Source organism: Maritimibacter sp., assembly GCF_016774595.1.
Taxonomy (GTDB): Bacteria; Pseudomonadota; Alphaproteobacteria; order Rhodobacterales; family Rhodobacteraceae; genus Maritimibacter; species Maritimibacter alkaliphilus.
Genome location: NZ_JACBWT010000001.1, coordinates 1,074,323 through 1,089,750 on the forward strand (window position 1 = coordinate 1,074,323; position 15,428 = coordinate 1,089,750).

The 15,428-nt window shown below is 65.8% G+C and carries 15 protein-coding genes and 1 tRNA gene; 7 read left to right on the plus strand and 9 right to left on the minus strand.

Going from position 1 to position 15,428, the window contains the following annotated elements:
* Nucleotides 1-109 precede the first annotated feature (109 nt).
* On the minus strand, nucleotides 110-1,294 hold the full coding sequence (locus HOY44_RS05390; protein ID WP_287433511.1) for a geranylgeranyl reductase family protein: 1,185 nt from the start codon (nucleotides 1,292-1,294) through the stop codon (nucleotides 110-112).
* A gap of 18 nt (nucleotides 1,295-1,312) precedes the next feature.
* Nucleotides 1,313-1,498: a hypothetical protein gene (locus HOY44_RS05395; protein WP_287433512.1), complete on the minus strand. Its 186-nt coding sequence runs from the start codon at nucleotides 1,496-1,498 to the stop codon at nucleotides 1,313-1,315.
* A gap of 75 nt (nucleotides 1,499-1,573) precedes the next feature.
* On the opposite strand from HOY44_RS05395, the gene trxC reads away from it, so the two are divergent.
* The 3 genes from trxC (at nucleotide 1,574) to HOY44_RS05410 (ending at nucleotide 2,995) form a co-directional block, all read left to right on the plus strand.
* On the plus strand, nucleotides 1,574-2,020 hold the full coding sequence (gene trxC, locus HOY44_RS05400) for a thioredoxin TrxC (RefSeq protein WP_138421690.1): 447 nt from the start codon (nucleotides 1,574-1,576) through the stop codon (nucleotides 2,018-2,020).
* Between the two features lie 58 nt (nucleotides 2,021-2,078).
* Nucleotides 2,079-2,154 (plus strand) — tRNA-Ala (locus HOY44_RS05405).
* Nucleotides 2,155-2,263: 109 nt separating this feature from the next.
* Nucleotides 2,264-2,995, plus strand: a complete 732-nt coding sequence (locus HOY44_RS05410) for a SapC family protein (protein WP_287433513.1) — start codon at nucleotides 2,264-2,266, stop codon at nucleotides 2,993-2,995.
* Between the two features lies 1 nt (nucleotide 2,996).
* On the opposite strand, the gene HOY44_RS05415 is transcribed toward HOY44_RS05410, so the two are convergent.
* Complete coding sequence (locus tag HOY44_RS05415; protein ID WP_138421692.1) at nucleotides 2,997-3,659, minus strand: methyltransferase domain-containing protein; 663 nt, start codon at nucleotides 3,657-3,659, stop codon at nucleotides 2,997-2,999.
* 89 nt (nucleotides 3,660-3,748) lie between these two features.
* Nucleotides 3,749-5,035 carry a guanine deaminase gene (gene guaD, locus HOY44_RS05420; protein WP_287433514.1) on the minus strand — a complete coding sequence of 429 codons (1,287 nt, stop codon included), beginning with the start codon at nucleotides 5,033-5,035 and terminating at the stop codon, nucleotides 3,749-3,751.
* A gap of 124 nt (nucleotides 5,036-5,159) precedes the next feature.
* Between guaD and mgtE the strand changes: the two genes are divergently transcribed.
* The 4 genes from mgtE to HOY44_RS05440 all read left to right on the plus strand — a co-directional run bounded on the left by mgtE (nucleotide 5,160) and on the right by HOY44_RS05440 (nucleotide 9,789).
* Entirely contained in the window at nucleotides 5,160-6,542 is a 1,383-nt protein-coding gene (gene mgtE, locus HOY44_RS05425) for a magnesium transporter (RefSeq protein ID WP_287433515.1), read from the plus strand.
* Nucleotides 6,542-7,090, plus strand: a complete 549-nt coding sequence (locus HOY44_RS05430; RefSeq protein ID WP_287433516.1) for a 5-formyltetrahydrofolate cyclo-ligase — start codon at nucleotides 6,542-6,544, stop codon at nucleotides 7,088-7,090. The genes mgtE and HOY44_RS05430 overlap by 1 nt, the downstream gene beginning before the upstream one ends.
* A gap of 43 nt (nucleotides 7,091-7,133) precedes the next feature.
* Nucleotides 7,134-7,946 carry a TIGR00282 family metallophosphoesterase gene (locus HOY44_RS05435; protein ID WP_138421695.1) on the plus strand — a complete coding sequence of 271 codons (813 nt, stop codon included), beginning with the start codon at nucleotides 7,134-7,136 and terminating at the stop codon, nucleotides 7,944-7,946.
* A gap of 64 nt (nucleotides 7,947-8,010) precedes the next feature.
* On the plus strand, nucleotides 8,011-9,789 hold the full coding sequence (locus HOY44_RS05440; RefSeq protein ID WP_287433517.1) for an SLC13 family permease: 1,779 nt from the start codon (nucleotides 8,011-8,013) through the stop codon (nucleotides 9,787-9,789).
* A gap of 103 nt (nucleotides 9,790-9,892) precedes the next feature.
* Here HOY44_RS05440 and HOY44_RS05445 read toward each other — a convergent pair whose 3' ends face one another.
* Genes HOY44_RS05445 through mreC form a run of 5 tightly spaced genes read right to left on the minus strand, consistent with a single transcriptional unit; the run spans nucleotide 9,893 to nucleotide 15,405 of the window.
* Complete coding sequence (locus HOY44_RS05445; RefSeq protein WP_287433518.1) at nucleotides 9,893-10,822, minus strand: 2-hydroxyacid dehydrogenase; 930 nt, start codon at nucleotides 10,820-10,822, stop codon at nucleotides 9,893-9,895.
* Complete coding sequence (rodA, locus tag HOY44_RS05450) at nucleotides 10,822-11,961, minus strand: rod shape-determining protein RodA (protein WP_138421698.1); 1,140 nt, start codon at nucleotides 11,959-11,961, stop codon at nucleotides 10,822-10,824. Before rodA ends, HOY44_RS05445 begins: the two co-directional genes overlap by 1 nt.
* Nucleotides 11,958-13,901: a penicillin-binding protein 2 gene (gene mrdA / locus HOY44_RS05455; protein ID WP_287433519.1), complete on the minus strand. Its 1,944-nt coding sequence runs from the start codon at nucleotides 13,899-13,901 to the stop codon at nucleotides 11,958-11,960. The genes rodA and mrdA overlap by 4 nt, the downstream gene beginning before the upstream one ends.
* Nucleotides 13,898-14,437 (minus strand): rod shape-determining protein MreD, encoded by a 540-nt coding sequence (locus HOY44_RS05460; RefSeq protein WP_138421699.1) that lies wholly within the window; start codon nucleotides 14,435-14,437, stop codon nucleotides 13,898-13,900. The genes mrdA and HOY44_RS05460 overlap by 4 nt, the downstream gene beginning before the upstream one ends.
* Nucleotides 14,434-15,405, minus strand: a complete 972-nt coding sequence (gene mreC / locus HOY44_RS05465; RefSeq protein ID WP_287433520.1) for a rod shape-determining protein MreC — start codon at nucleotides 15,403-15,405, stop codon at nucleotides 14,434-14,436. The genes HOY44_RS05460 and mreC overlap by 4 nt, the downstream gene beginning before the upstream one ends.
* Between the last annotated feature and the right edge of the window lie 23 nt (nucleotides 15,406-15,428).

Sequence of the window (15,428 nt, forward strand, 5' to 3'; positions counted from 1 at the left end):
ATCCTAGTATCCTAGTATCCTAGTATCCTGAGAGTGACGTATTGCATCATGATTTCAATGCGTTAATCACGGACTTCCGGTCACCACCACCCCAAAACTCCCGCGTCCGTCAGCCCCGGCGCGCGAGTTTGGTGGGCCAGGACGACAGCCCCCGTGCAACCGACATGAAGGCACGCTTGGCGACCCGCTTTTCGATGTCGGCATAGGTCGCGTTTCCCGCCAGTACCTCGAACAGGGACGAGCGCATCATGGTCGAGGTCCTGAGCTTTTCCTTGAACAGATCGCGCATGGCGGAGCTGTAGGCGATCACCCGCAGCCGCCGGACCTTTTCCAGATCGGTCTGGATATACTTGATGCGCGGGAAATAGGCGCGGTCGGCGCGCTGAGGCCGCCCCTCGCCGATCACCTGCGCGGCGGCCTCGGCCGCTTCGGCCCCGCTTTCGATGGCCAGTGCGATCCCCTCGCCCGTGATCCCGTCCACGAACCCCGCCGCATCGCCTGCGAGCAGCACGTTGCCCTTGCCCGGCTTTTCCTTGAAGTCGCCCAGCGGAATATGCGCGCCCTTGATCGTCACGCTGTCCGGATCCACGCCTTCATGCGCCAGATAGCGCGCCATGCGTTTCTTGAGATCCTGATCTACCGACCGGATCGCGCCCAGCCCGATGGTGCGGCTGCCCGCCTTGGGAAAATTCCAGCCGTAGCCCCAATGCACGATGTCGAAGTCGATGGACATAAGCGCCTCGGGTTCGCAGCCGCCCGGTGCCTCGGTCTCGAACGCGAAGCCGATCTTGTCGGGGTCGTAGGCCGCGCCGAGGATGTGCTTGGCCACCGGGCTGGCGGCCCCGTCCGCGCCGATCAGAACCTTGTAGCCGATCCGGCGCCCGTCCGAGAGTTCCAGCAGGTTGTCGGCGTCACGGATCGTCTCAACCCGCGTGCCCTGCATGTCCACGGCGCCCGCCGCGACGGCGGCCTGTTGCAGCCAGTGGTCGAAATCGAGCCGGTAGGTATAGGTCAGATCATAGGGCGCGTCGAAACGGTTCAGTTCCTCGCCATCCCATTTGAACGCCACCTGCCGCGAGACGAGATACATCTCGGGCGACATCTCCATATCGAAGACGCGTTTGACCGCCTTGTTGCCACGGGGGCTGATGAGCGCGCCGCAAAGCTTCGGGCGTGGGAACACCGCCCGGTCTATGAGGGCGACGGTTAGGCCGAGGTCACGGGCCCTTTTCGCGGCGGACGACCCGGCCGGTCCGGCGCCGATCACGACGACATCGAAATCCTGATCTGCCATGACATGCGCTCCGATCCTTTACCGGGCCTTGTTAGGCGAAAGGTCGGCGGCGGAAAAGGCCACCCCGCGCGTGGCGAGCCAGTTGGTGAACCGTGTCACTTTTTCGTCCATCGAACAGGTGCGCGGGTTTCGGTCTATCTCATCCTGATAGGCCAGACGCAGCGCGGTCTGCTCGTCCTTGGTGAGGTCTGCCCATTCGCGCATTTGCCGCCACTTGCCCCTTGAACCGCGATCCGCCCGGATACATATTCACTCCAAAGAATATTTACGAGGTCCGACATGACCAAACACGTCAAACTTACCTGTCTCGAATGCGGCAGCCTGAACCGTGCGCCAGAAGACAAGCTGGGCGCAGGCCCGAAATGCGGCACCTGCGGCACCAAGCTGGTGGACGGCAAGGTGCGCGAGTTGGACCCGACGACGCTGGCCAAGGCCGCCAAGGCCGACGATCTGCCCTTGCTCGTCGATTTCTGGGCCCCGTGGTGCGGGCCGTGCCGGATGATGGCGCCGGAGTTCCAGAAAGCGGCCCAGTCGCTTGCTCCGAATGTGCGGTTGGCCAAGATCAACACCGAGGAATTCCCCAAGGTGTCGATGAAGAACAACATCCGGGGCATTCCCGCGCTGATCCTCTATCAGAACGGTCGCGAAATCGCGCGGCAGGCGGGGGCGATGCCCGCCAAGGGGATCGAGGATTTCGTGCGGTCGAAAGCCAAGGTCGGGGCGTGACACAGGCGGCGTTACCCGCTTGACAGCGGGGCCGGAAACCTCCAGATACCACCGCGTTGGGGCCGTAGCTCAGTTGGGAGAGCGCGTCGTTCGCAATGACGAGGTCGTCGGTTCGATCCCGATCGGCTCCACCAAATTCCCTCCATCGGCAATGTCGTGGCCCGGTTTGCGGCGCCCCCGTGTTTGACTCCGGGCGCGTCTCGTCGGACAGTCTCGGGACCAATTTTCAGACGAGGCGTTCCGATGACCCAATTGCCAATGTTTTATAAAAAGGTCGAGGCGCTCTCGACCGTGAACCATCGCAAGTTCCAGATTTCACCCGAGGCCGAGCCGTTCGGCTTCGCCCGCGAGGCGCAGTTGATCCCGGCGGTGTTCGACGAGTTCATGGCGGCAGCGCATGACCTGCCGATCGTGTTCGTGCCCACCGGCACCGGGTATACGCCGGTCTTTCTGTGCGGGCTGACCACGGGCCACAATCAGTTCGTGGATGCCGACGGGCGCTGGAACCGCCGCTACCTCCCCGCCTATCTGCGGCGCTATCCTTTCATTCTGGGCGAACAGGACGGGGCCGACCCGATCATCTGCGTGGACGCGGAGTTCCCCGGCTTCGCCGAGACCGATGGCGGCACCGCGCTGTTTGACGCGGACGGCAAGCAGACCGATTTCATGGGGCGGGTGGTCACCCTCGTCACCGAATACGCGGCCTCGGCCAAGCGGACCGAAGCCGCGCTTGCCGTGCTGAACGAACTGGCGCTGTTCCAGACCATCACCATCGAGGCGAAGGATGCGAACGGCAAGGTCACGACCAGCCTACAGGGCTTCGCGGTCATCAACGAACAGGCGTTGTCGGCCCTGCCGGACGAGGCGTTCCTGCGGCTGCGCGCAGCCGGTATCCTGCCCGCGATCTACGCCCATCTGATGAGCGTGTCGCTGACCCGTGTCCTCAAGGACGAAAGCGAAGCGCAGGCGGCCTGAGCTATTCGGCGGCGAGCTGCGCGGCGCCTTCGGGGTGTTGCGCGGCGAAGCGCCGGATGTAGTCCATCCCAAGCGTATCGCGGGTTTCGGCGGTCTTCACGAACACGCCGACGGTGTCGCCCCAGAAGTTGTCGGCGTGCCGCCGCGTGCGCGTGAGCCGCTTGGCCCGCGCCCTGTTCTTGGTCTCGTAATACGCGATGTGTTCGTCCGACCAGTCCGTCGTCGTCTCGACGCAATCGAAGCCGGCCCATTTCGCCATCGCGAACATGCCGTCGCGATACCAGCGCCAGCAGTCCTGCGGATCGCGATGTTCCGGCCCGCGCGACGGCACGACATGCACCATCACGCCGCCCAGTTTCAGCACCCGCGACATTTCGAGGAAGGTCAGCCAGAAGAACTCGTTATGTTCGAGCATGTTGCCCGAGATGACGGCGTCATACCTGCCGTCCTCGATCTCGAACCGCCAGGGGTCGTCCAGCACGATGTCGACGTTCGGTCCCGCCTTCATGTCCATCCCATGATAGGTCCAGCCGCCGTCCTCCCACACCTGGCGAAACCACGGGCGCTTGCCCACGGACCCGACGTCTAGGACAAGCCCCGGATCGCGTTCCGCCACGTGTTTGCGGAACGCCTTTTTCATCAGCGTGATCGTTTCCTTGTGCATCTGTCCGCCCGATCTTCTTGTCTTTTTACGACAAGGATTCCGAAGGATGCAGTCAGATCAAGGGAAAACCGGCCAAAATCCGATTATCCTCAGACCCGTTGCCCGGCAACATAGGTGGCGGCCACGGCCCGGTCGTCGCCCATCATGATCGTGGGAAACACCTGTTCCCAGATCGTCTCGGCCCGGCCCGCGCGCTGTTCGATCCCCGGTGTCGAGGCGAGATCGAGAACCACGAGGTCCGCCTCGTAGTCCGGCGCGAGCCGTCCGATGGTCTGCCCCATTCCGATGGCCTCGGCCGATCCGGCGGTGGCCAGCCACAAAAGGTGCGCGGGGTGCAGGGGCGTGCCGCGCAGTTGCCCGACCTCATAGGCCGCCGCCATGGTGCGCAGCATGGAAAACGACGACCCGCCCCCGGTGTCGGTGGCGAGCCCGACCTTCTGCCCCTCGGCTCTCAGCCCGGCCATGTCGAACAGGCCGGAGCCGATGAAGGTGTTGGAGGTCGGGCAATGGATGAGCGATGCCCCCACCTCCTTCAACCGCGCTCGTTCACGGGCCGACAGGTGGATCGCGTGGCCCATCAGCGCGCCCTCGCGCAAGAGGCCGAAGCGGTCGTAGATGTCGGTGTAATCCGTGGCCTCGGGAAACATCCCCATGACCCACTCGATCTCTTCCGTCTGCTCGGACAGGTGCGTCTGCATCAGGCACGAGGGGTTCTCGGCCCAAAGGCTTCCCAGCGCCTCGAGTTGTTCGGGCGTCGAGGTGGGCGCGAAGCGCGGCGTGATGACGTAGGACAGCCGCCCCTGCCCGTGCCACCGTGCGAGCAGCCGCTTCGAGTCGTCGTATGCCGATTGCGCGGTGTCCCGCAAATTGTCCGGCGCGTTCCGGTCCATGCAGGTCTTGCCCCCGAACACGCGCATCCCGCGTTTCTGCGCCTCGGCGAAATAGGCGCCCACGCTTTCCGGGTGGATGGTGCAGAAGCTGACGGTCGTGGTCGTGCCGTTGGACAGGACCAGATCGAAATACCGCGATGCCACTTCGGCCGCATAGCCCGCATCCCCGAAGCGCGCCTCTTCGGGGAATGTGTAAGTGTTCAGCCAGTCGATCAGGCGTTTGCCCCAACTGGCGATGATGCCGGTCTGCGGGTAATGCGCGTGGGCGTCGATGAAGCCCGGCAGGATCAGGGCGTCGCCGTGATCCTCGACCACCGCATTGGACCACAGGCGTTTCAACGTGTCCGCCGGCCCGATCTCGACGATGGTTCCCGTGGTGTCGTCCACGACGACGCCCGACCGGCGATCCCAGAGCGCCGACGCTTCGGGGTCGCCCGCGAACGGGTCCGACAGGAATGACAGGGTCTGACCGAGGATGATTTTCATGGGGCTTCCGCGCTGGTGACTCGCAAAACCTAGGCCGGGCTTGGGGCAAGGTCCACGGCCTTTCCCCCTGTATCTCATCCCGGCCTTCCCCTAATGTCGCCCGCGACAACAGGCGGGGTGAAAGATGGCGGAAGACCTGAACACCGAAGAGATTCACGAAGAGGACAGCTACGCGCTTGACCGTGAGACGGTCGAGCCGGTTCTCGTCGCCCTGCGCGACGGTGACAGCGATGCGCTGATCGAGGCACTGGAGCCGGTTCACCCGGCCGACATCGCCGACCTTCTGGAACAGGTGGACGAGGATACGCGCCTGCGCCTCGTCCAGCTTTACGGCAAGGAATTCGACGGCGACATCCTGTCGGAACTGAACGAGAGCGTCCGCGAAAGCGTGATCGAGGCGCTGCATCCCGAGGTTCTGGCAGACGCCGTGCGCGAGCTGGACACCGACGACGTCGTCGACCTGATCGAGGATCTGGACGAACCGCAGCAGGAAATCATCCTCGACGCGCTGGCGATCACCGACCGGGCCGCCGTCGAACAGTCGCTGTCCTACCCCGAGGAATCCGCAGGCCGTCTGATGCAGCGCGAGCTTGTGGCGGCGCCCGAGCACTGGGACGTGGGCCATCTGATCGACCACATGCGCGCGCATGAGGATCTGCCGGACCAGTTCTATCACGTCATTCTCGTCGATCCGCGGATGCGGCCCACGGGCTATGTCACGCTGGGCAAGATCATGGCCTCGCCCCGCACCACCGCCCTGTCCGAGATCACTGAGGACAGCTTTCGCACCATCCCGGTGACGCAGGACGAGGGCGATGTGGCCTATGCGTTCAACCAGTATCACCTGATCTCGGCCCCGGTTGTGGACGAAGACGACCGGCTCGTCGGCGTCATCACCATCGACGACGCGATGATCATTCTGGACGAAGAGCATGAAGAGGACATCCTGCGCCTCGCCGGTGTCGGGGAAGGGTCACTCAACGACCGGGTGAGCGAAACGGTGCGCGCGCGCCTGCCGTGGCTGGCCGTGAACCTTGGCACCGCGATCATCGCCTCGCTCGTCATCGCGCTCTTCGAAGACGTGATCGCCGGGTTCGTGGCGCTGGCCGTGCTGATGCCCATCGTCGCGTCGATGGGCGGGAACGCGGGCACACAAAGCCTAACCGTCGCGGTGCGGGCCATCGCGACGAAAGACCTGACCTCCTCGAACGTCTGGCGCGTGATCCGTCGCGAGGCCGCCGTTGGCTTCATCAACGGGGCGGTCTTCGCCATCGTGATGGGGATCGTCGGGATCATCTGGTTCGGCTCGCCCATGCTGGGCGCGGTGATCGCGGCGGCCATGGTCATCAACCTGATGGTCGCGGGGCTGGCGGGCGTGCTCGTCCCCGTCGTTCTGGACAAGTTCAACGTGGACCCCGCGCTGGCCTCCGGCACCTTCGTCACCACGGTAACCGACGTGGTGGGGTTTTTCGCCTTCCTCGGCCTCGCCGGAATCGTACTGCTGTGATGGACAAGGCCGAGGCCCGCGCCCGCGCGCTTGCCGCCCGTGACGCGGTGCACGACCCGGCGCGCGCGCAGGCGGCGCAGGCGCGGCTCAGGGCCGTGCTGCATGAGCATCGCGGCAGGCCACTGGCCGGATACCTGCCGATGCGCTCGGAGGTCGATGCGCGACCCGTCATGGCGGAAATGGCCGGGGATGGCCCGGTGGGCGTTCCGGTCACGCCCAAGTTGGGCCTTCCCCTCACCTTCCGCCTATGGACGCCGGACACACCGCTGGTCGAGGGGAAATACGGCACCCGATGGCCCGCCGACGGGCCGGACGTGGAGCCGCATGTGCTGATCGTCCCGCTTGTGGCCTTCGACCGTGCGGGCAATCGGCTGGGTTATGGCGGCGGGTTCTACGACCGGACATTGGCGGCGCTGCGGGCGCTGCGCCCGACCCTCGCCATCGGCTATGCTTTCGCCGCGCAGGAACTTCCCGACCTGCCGCTGGAACCCACGGACCAGCCGCTCGACGCCATCGTGACCGAGGTCGAAACGCTGCGCTTCGGGTGAGCGCCCGCTTGCCCTCGCCCCGGCAACGTCCTAGTCACGATCCATGAAGATACTTTTCCTTGGCGACGTCATGGGCCGCGCCGGCCGTCAGGCGATCTCGGATCGCCTCCCCACCCTCCGCAAAGACTGGAAGCTCGATTTCGTCGTGGTGAACGGCGAGAACGCCACCAATGGCGCGGGCCTGTCCGAGGCCCACGCGAAGCTGATCTTCGAGGCGGGCGCGGACGTGGTGACGCTGGGCGATCATGCCTTCGACCAGAAGGAGATGCTGTCCTATTGCGAGCGTGAAACCCGCATCATCCGCCCGCTCAATTTCGCCAAGGACGCGCCGGGGCGCGGTGTGCGGGTGTTCGAGGATCATCGGGGCCGCCGGGTGCTGGTGGCGCAGATCCTGGGCAACGTGTTCATGAAACGCGCCTTCGAAGACCCGTTCGGGTATATCGACCGGGCCCTAAAGCCCTTCAACCTCGGCGGCGCCGTGCAGGCCGCGCTGGTCGACGTGCATTGCGAGGCGACGTCGGAGAAGATGGCGATGGGTCATTTCCTCGACGGGCGGGCGAGCATCGTCGTCGGCACCCATACCCACGTGCCAACCGGCGACGCGATGATCCTGCCCGGTGGCACCGCGTATCTCACCGATGCCGGGATGTGCGGCGACTATCATTCCGTGATCGGGATGGAGAAGGCCGAGCCGCTGCGCCGGTTCGTCACCGGCATGGCCAAGGGCCGCTTCAACCCCGCGAATGAGGACGCGACGCTCTCGGGCCTGTACGTCGAGACCGACGACGCCACCGGCAAGGCGGTGCGGATCGAGATGGTGCGCGAGGGTGGAAAGCTGCAACAGTCGGCACCCTGACCCCTTCCGCGCTTGCCCGCACGCGGCGGCCCGGTTTAGATGAGCCGGTCAAGGCACAGGCAGCATGAACGTTCTACAACTTTCCCCGTCAGTCGAACCCATCGTTGCGCTGATCGTCGTCGGCGTCATGTTCCTGCTCTTCCTGCGCGAGGTCTTTCCGACCGAAGTGGTCGCGATCGGCGGGGTCGCCGTCATGCTCGTCACCGGCGTCCTGCCCTACGAGAACGCGCTCGCCGTCCTGTCGAACCCGGCACCCTGGACCATCGCCTGCATGTTCATCATCATGGGGGCGCTGGTGCGCACCGGCGCATTGGACTGGTTCACCAACATCGCGGAACGGCAGGCGGGTGCGCGGCCGAAGCTCGCCCTCGCCACCCTCATGGGGTTCGTCGTCTTCGCCTCGGCCTTCGTGTCCAACACCCCGGTCGTCGTCGTGATGATCCCGGTGTTCACGCAGCTTGCGCGGCGGCTCGGCATCTCGGCGTCGAAACTGCTGATCCCCCTGTCCTACGGCGCGATCCTCGGCGGCACGCTGACGCTGATCGGCACCTCGACCAACCTGCTGGTCGACGGCGTGGCGCGGTCGGCGGGGCTGGAGCCGTTCTCGATCTTCGAGATCACGCCCATCGGGCTGCTCGTCGTGATCTGGGGCATGGCCTATCTCTGGATCGTGGCGCCGCATCTCTTGCCCGACCGCGACACGATGGCGGGGCTGCTCACCGACCGCTCGCGCAAAAAGTTCTTCACCGAGGCGGTGATCCCGCCGGACTCCAACCTCATCGGGCGCGAGGTGAACGGGGTGCAGCTGTTCAAACGCGAAGGCGTGCGGCTGATCGACGTGGTGCGCGGCGACGTCTCGCTGCGCCGCAACCTCGCCGCCGTGAAGCTTCAGGTCGGGGACCGCGTGGTTCTGCGCACCCAGATGACCGAACTGCTGTCGCTTCAGGCGAACAAGAGCCTCAAGCGGGTGGATCAGGTGTCGGCGGTCGAAACGACGACGGTGGAGGTGCTGATCTCGCCCGGCTGCAAGATGATCGGGCGCACGCTGGGCCAGCTTCGCCTGCGCCGGCGCTACGGGGTCTATCCGCTGGCCGTGCATCGCCGGAACCAGAACATCGGCCAGCAACTCGACAACATCACCGTGCGGGTGGGCGATACGCTGCTTCTGGAAGGCGCGCAGGAGGATATCCAGCGACTGGCGGCGGATATGGACCTTGTCGACGTGTCCAAACCGTCAGGCCGCGCGTTTCGCCGGGGGCACGCGCCCATCGCGCTTTTGTCGCTGTTCGGGATCGTGGCGCTGGCCGGTCTGGGGGTCGCCCCGATCCTCGCCGTGGCCGTGATCGCCGTGGCGGTGGTGCTGTTGACACGCGCCGTGGATGCGGACGAGGCCTTCAGCCAGGTCGAGGGCAGTCTTCTGGCGCTCATCTTCTCGATGCTCGCCATCGGGGCCGCGCTGGACGCCTCGGGCGCCGTGAAGATGATCGCGGACGCGCTGGCGCCCGTGATCGAGGGCCTCCCGCCCTTCCTGCTGATCTGGTCGATCTACCTGCTGACCTCGGTTCTGACGGAGCTCGTCTCGAACAACGCGGTCGCGGTGGTGGTCACGCCCATCGCCATCGGGATCGCCACGGCCATCGGCTATGACCCCCGCCCTCTCGTGGTGGCGGTGATGGTCGCGGCCTCGGCCAGCTTTTCGACCCCGATCGGGTATCAGACCAACACACTGGTCTATGGCCCCGGCGGGTATCGGTTCACCGATTTCATGAAGGTGGGGATTCCCCTGAACCTGTCGATGGGCCTGCTGGTGAGCGCGGTCATCCCGCTGATCTGGCCGCTCTGAGCGGTTTCGAACGGGCTTGCGCCCGTCCGACCGAGGCGGGGGAGGCCAGCCTCCCCCACACCCCCTCCGAGGTATTTCCGGACCAGAGAAGCAGAACGGGGCGTCAGTAGCCCCGGCGTTTGTCGACCTCGTTGAGAAGCGGCTCGCCGGCTTCGACCCGCCTGATGTTCCGGGCCACGACCCGGGACGCGGTTTCAGGCCGGGTCTCGGACGCGATGTGGGGCGTGACCGTGACGCGTGGGTGCGACCAGTAGGGGTGATCTTCGGGCAGCGGTTCGATGCGGAAGGTGTCGAGCGTCGCGTGCCCGATGTGCCCCGCGTCGAGCGCCGCGAGCAGGGCGTCGTCGTCGATCAGCGCGCCGCGTCCGGGGTTCAGGATCACGGCGCCTTCGGGCATGAGCGCCAGCGTCCGGGCGTTCAGCGTGTTCTCGGTATCGGGCGTCGAGGGCAGGAGCAGCACGAGGATTTCGGCACTGGTCAGCACCTCGTCCAGCCCCGCCGCGCCGTGAAAGCAGGCGACGCCGGGGATGGATTTGGGCGACCGGCTCCACCCCGTTACGCCGAAGTTCAGGGCCGACAGCGCGCGCGCGCAGGCCGCGCCAAGCTCGCCCAGCCCCAGCACCGCGACCTTGCGCGAACGGGCGAGGGGCGGGGCGGCGTGGGTCCAGTCCGGCGCGGTTCGGGTGATGTGCTGGTCGAGGCCAAGATGATGGCGCAGGACATGGCCTGTCACCCATTCGACCATGCCTTCGGTCAGGCCCGTATCGACCATGCGCGCATAGGGCTGGGTCAGCGTGTCGTTCGCGATGATGCTTTCGACCCCGGCCCAGAGACCGAGCACCGCTTTCGTGCGCGTGTAATCCGACAGGTCCGCCGCGCCCTTGCCGGGCGCGTAAATCACGTAGTCCACCGTTTCGGGTGCGAAGTCGGTGCCGAGGGACGCGGTGATCCCGGCCTCGGCAAAGGCCGCCTCCAGATGCGGCGTCCACTCCGCGACGAGGCGGCGGGGGGCGAGGCACTGAACCTTCAGCATCAGCGGGGCCGGTGGACGTGCGCGGATTGGACGAGGCCGAACCCGATCATCAGGATGAGCATGGCCGAGCCGCCGTAGCTGACCAAGGGCAACGGCACACCGACAACGGGGGCGAGGCCCATGACCATCGACATGTTGACCGCGAAAAAGAAAAAGAACGTGGCGGCGATGCCGAGCGTCAGCAGCGCCCCATATCGATCGGTGTTACGAACGGCGCTTGCGATGCAGAACACGATGATGAGCACATAGACGGCGAGGAGCGAGGCGGCGCCGACAAAGCCGAATTCTTCGGCCAGCGTCGTGAAGATGAAGTCGGTGTGTTTTTCGGGCAGGAAGTTCAGGCGCGACTGGGTGCCCTGCATGAATCCCCGGCCCGTCCAGCCGCCCGACCCCAGCGCGATCTTGGACTGGGTGATGTGGTAGCCTGCGCCGAGCGGGTCGGTCGTCGGGTCGAGGAAGGTGTCGATCCGGCGATACTGATAATCTTTCAGAAGCTGCCACTCGGTTCCGCGCGAGGTGAAGACGGCGGCCACCAGCCCGACGCCCCCGGCCCCGACGACGGCGAAGTAAAGCCAGTGGACCCCCGCAAGGAACATCACCACCGCGCCGCCGCCGACCAGCAGGATGGCGGTGCCGAGGTCGGGCTGGCTGAGGACGAGGAAGGTGGGAAACAGCACGACCACGACCGGCACCAGCACCCAGAGTGGGCGCGAGACCTTGTCGACGTCGAGCCAGTCGTAATAGGCGGCGAGCACCATGACCAAGGTGATCTTGGTCAGCTCGGACGGTTGCAGGCGCATGAAGCCGAGGTCGATCCAACGCTGCGCGCCCATGCCCACGTCGCCCACGAACTCTACCGCGACAAGCAGCGCGACCGAGACCGCGAAGGCCAGAACCGACATGTTGCGCCAGAACCAAATCGGGACCATCGCGACGATGAACATCATCACGAAGCCGACCGCGAACCGCTTCATCTGCGGCTCGGCCCAAGGCGAGAACGACCCGCCCGCGACCGAGTAGAGCATCAGGAATCCGATACTGGCGGCGGCGGCCAGCAACAGGGCGAGCACCCAATTGAAGTAAAAGACCTTGGACAGCCCGGTGGGCGTGTACTTGACGTTGTATTCGAGAAAACTCATGCCCGCGACCTGCCTTGCGACGGGGCGAGCGGTTCGCGCAGGTTCATCATTTCGAACTGAGAGCGGATCGTGCCGCGCTGGGGCGAGGGATAGGCGTCGAGCGGCGGAATGTCGTCGTAAAGCGCGGCGAGCATGATGTCGCGGGCGATGGGCGCGGCGGCCAGCGAGCCGCCCATGCCGTGTTCCACGACCACGGACACCGCCACTTCGGGCGCGTCATGGGGCGCGAAGCTGACGAACAGGGCGTGGTCGCGGCGGTTCCACGGCAGATCCTCGTTCCGGGTCACCCCCGCCGCACGTTCTGCGGCGGTGATGTTGCGCACCTGACTGGTGCCGGTCTTGCCGGCCATGCGAATTCCGTCGGCCACGATGCGCGAGCGCCCGGCTGTGCCCCGCGTGCCGTTGACGACCTCGTACATGCCGAGGCGGACGGCGGCGAGGTGCGAGGGGTCGATGTCCAGAACATCGGTCCCGCGCACGGGCTGTTCGACGCCGTCGATCGACCGCACGAGGCGTGGTTCGATCGCGGTGCCGCTGGCGATGCGGGCGGTCATGATGGCGAGTTGCAGCGGCGAGGCGAGCACGAAGCCCTGCCCGATCCCCGCGTTCAGACTGTCGCCGATCATCCAGTCGCCGCCACGAACCTCGCGCTTCCAGTCCTTTGTCGGCATCAGCCCTTCGGCCACGCCGGACAGCGGCACGTCGGGCCGGATGCCCAGCCCCAGCTTGCGCGCCATCGCGGAAATCGCTTCGATCCCGACCCGTTCGGCAAGCTCGTAGTAATAGACGTCGCAGGATTCCTTGAGCGAGCGGACCAGATCGACCCGGCCATGCCCGCCACGCGACCAGCAGTGGAAGCGTCGGCCTGAGACTTCCTTGTAGCCCCGGCAGGTCACGGTTTCCTTGTCGTCGATGACCCCCGCCTCGAGCGCCGCGAGCGCCACGACCATCTTGAAGGTCGAGCCGGGCGGATAGGTGCCCTGCGCCGTCTTGTTGGCGAGCGGGCGATACGGGTCTTCGAGCAGCGCGTTGTAATCGCGGCTGGAAATCCCGCGCACGAACTTGTTCGGGTCGTAGGACGGTGCTGAGGCGATGGCGAGGATATCGCCGTTGCGCGGGTCCATCACCACCGCCGCCGCGCTTTCTCCCGCCAGACGCGCTTCCGAGAAATTCTGGAGCGCGTGGTTCACCGTCAGTTGCAGGTTCGCGCCGGGGATGCCCTCTTCCCTGTCGATCTCGCGCATGACGCGGCCCACGGCGTTCACTTCGATCCGGCGTGTCCCGGCCTCGCCCCTCAGATCCTCTTCGTGCTTGTTCTCGACCCCGGTCTTGCCGATCTGGAAACGTGGGATCTGAAGCACCGGGTCCGGGTCTTCGATCTTGGACAGGTCATAATCGGACACCGGGCCGACGTAGCCGACCACATGGGCGAAATCGCTGTCGAGCGGATAGACCCGGCTGAGGCCGACCTCGGGCGTGACACCCGGCAGGGCGGGCGCGTTCACGGCGACCTTGGAGATGTCTTCCCACGCGACACGTTCGGCCACCGTCACGGGCACGAAGGGCGAGCGGCGCATCATCTCGTCCAGCGCCTTTTGCTTGTCCTCTTCCGAAATCCAGACGAGTTTCTGCAGCCGGGTCAGGATTTCTTCGGGGTCGCCCGCATCCTCGCGCACCATGACGATGGAGTAGTTCTGCTCGTTCCCGGCAAGCAGGACGCCCTTGCGGTCATAGACCAGACCGCGCACCGGCGGGATCAGGCGAATGTTGATCCGGTTCTCGTCGGCGAGCATCCGGTATTCGTCGGCCTGATCGACCTGCATATAGCGCATCCGGCCCACCAGAACGCCCGCCAGCGCAAGCTGGGCCGTGCCCAGAAGCAGGCCGCGCCGGGTGATGCGCTTGGCGCTTTTCTCGGTATCGGCGGGGGTGCGTCTCATGCGGGCCGCGCCTCCGGGTCGAGGGCGCCGGGTTTCAGCCATTCGATGCGGAACCCGAGCGACGAGATCAGGACGGCCACCGGATAGGCGACCACCGTGACCAACAGGTTCAGAACGGACATGCCGAACCCGACCTGCGGAACGAAAAAGACGCCGAGGATCAGTCTCTCGGCCAGCATCATCAGGGTCAGGATCGCGCCGACCGACACCCATTCGAGCGCAAAGCCCTGTTCGGCCAGCAGGCCACGGCGCGAGCGGAGCGCCTCCAGCCCCAGGATCGCAAGCAACGGCGCGATGCCCGGCGGGGCGAGCGACAGCATGTCACCGACGAGAAGGATGGCCGCGACCAGCAGGACCGGAAGATAATCCGGGCGCCGGACGGTCCAGGCGAAGGCGAAGCACAGGATCAGATCGGGCGGCGGAAAATTCTGCGCGCCATTGTGTAGCGGCAGCATCCGGGTGAACAGGATCAGCGCACTGATGCCGAGAAATAGCAGCATGTAAAGCAGCCTGCGGGCGAGATACGGGTCGATCATTGCGTGACCTCCGCCGTTTCCTCCGCCGGGCAGGTTTCAGGCCGCTCCGCCCCTTCTTCGAGGTCGAGGCATTCGGGCGGCAGGCCGTCGGCCACGGGGGCCATGACCGGGTTCATCACGATAAGCGCGCCGTTGTCCGTCACCACTTCGCCGGGGTGCGAGCGCATGACCCGCAGGAATTCGAGCCGTTCGTAATCGGCCGCAAGGCGCACGCGCAGGCGGCGATCCTTGCCCTGCACCACCTCACCCACCAGAAGCCCGGCGGGGAATACGCCGCCGTCGCCCGAGGACAGCACCCGGTCGCCGGGGCGCACGAGATCGCGGTTGTCGACGAAGCCCAGCGGCGGCACCGCCGAGTTGTCGCCGGTCAGGATCGCGGTCTGGCCCGAGGGCTGCACGGTCACCGGAATGCGGCTGTTGGAATCGGTGAGCAAAATCACCCGGCTGGTGCGCTCGCCCACGCCCGCGATCCGGCCGACGAGGCCCAGTCCGTCCATCGCCGCCCAGCCATCGACAACGCCATCGCGCGCGCCGAGGTTGATGAGCACCGACTGGCGGAAGGGCGACCCGGAATCGGCCAGCACCACGCCGGTCACGTAGGACAGGCGCGCGTCGAGGCGGACGTTGTTCAGGTCGCGCAGCTTGGCGTTCTCCTGCTCCAGTTGCAGCGCCGCCTCTTTCCACGCCTGCATCTGGCGCAATTCGCGGCGCAGTTCCTGATTCTGCTCGGAAATGCGCTGGTAGCTCTGGAAATTCTCGATCGCGTCGGCGGTTTTGGTCACCGGGACCAGCGCCCATTCGAAATTCGGCACCACGGCATCGACAAGCTGCGCCCGGAAGCGTTCCACCCGCGGGCTGTCGATCCGCCAGAGCAGGAACAGGGCGAAGAGGACGAACAGCGTCAGACCGATCAGGATGCGCCTGACCGGACCCACATAGTCCTCTGTCCTTGCCTTGGACCTTGCCAATCTGATCCCCTATCGTCTCGGGG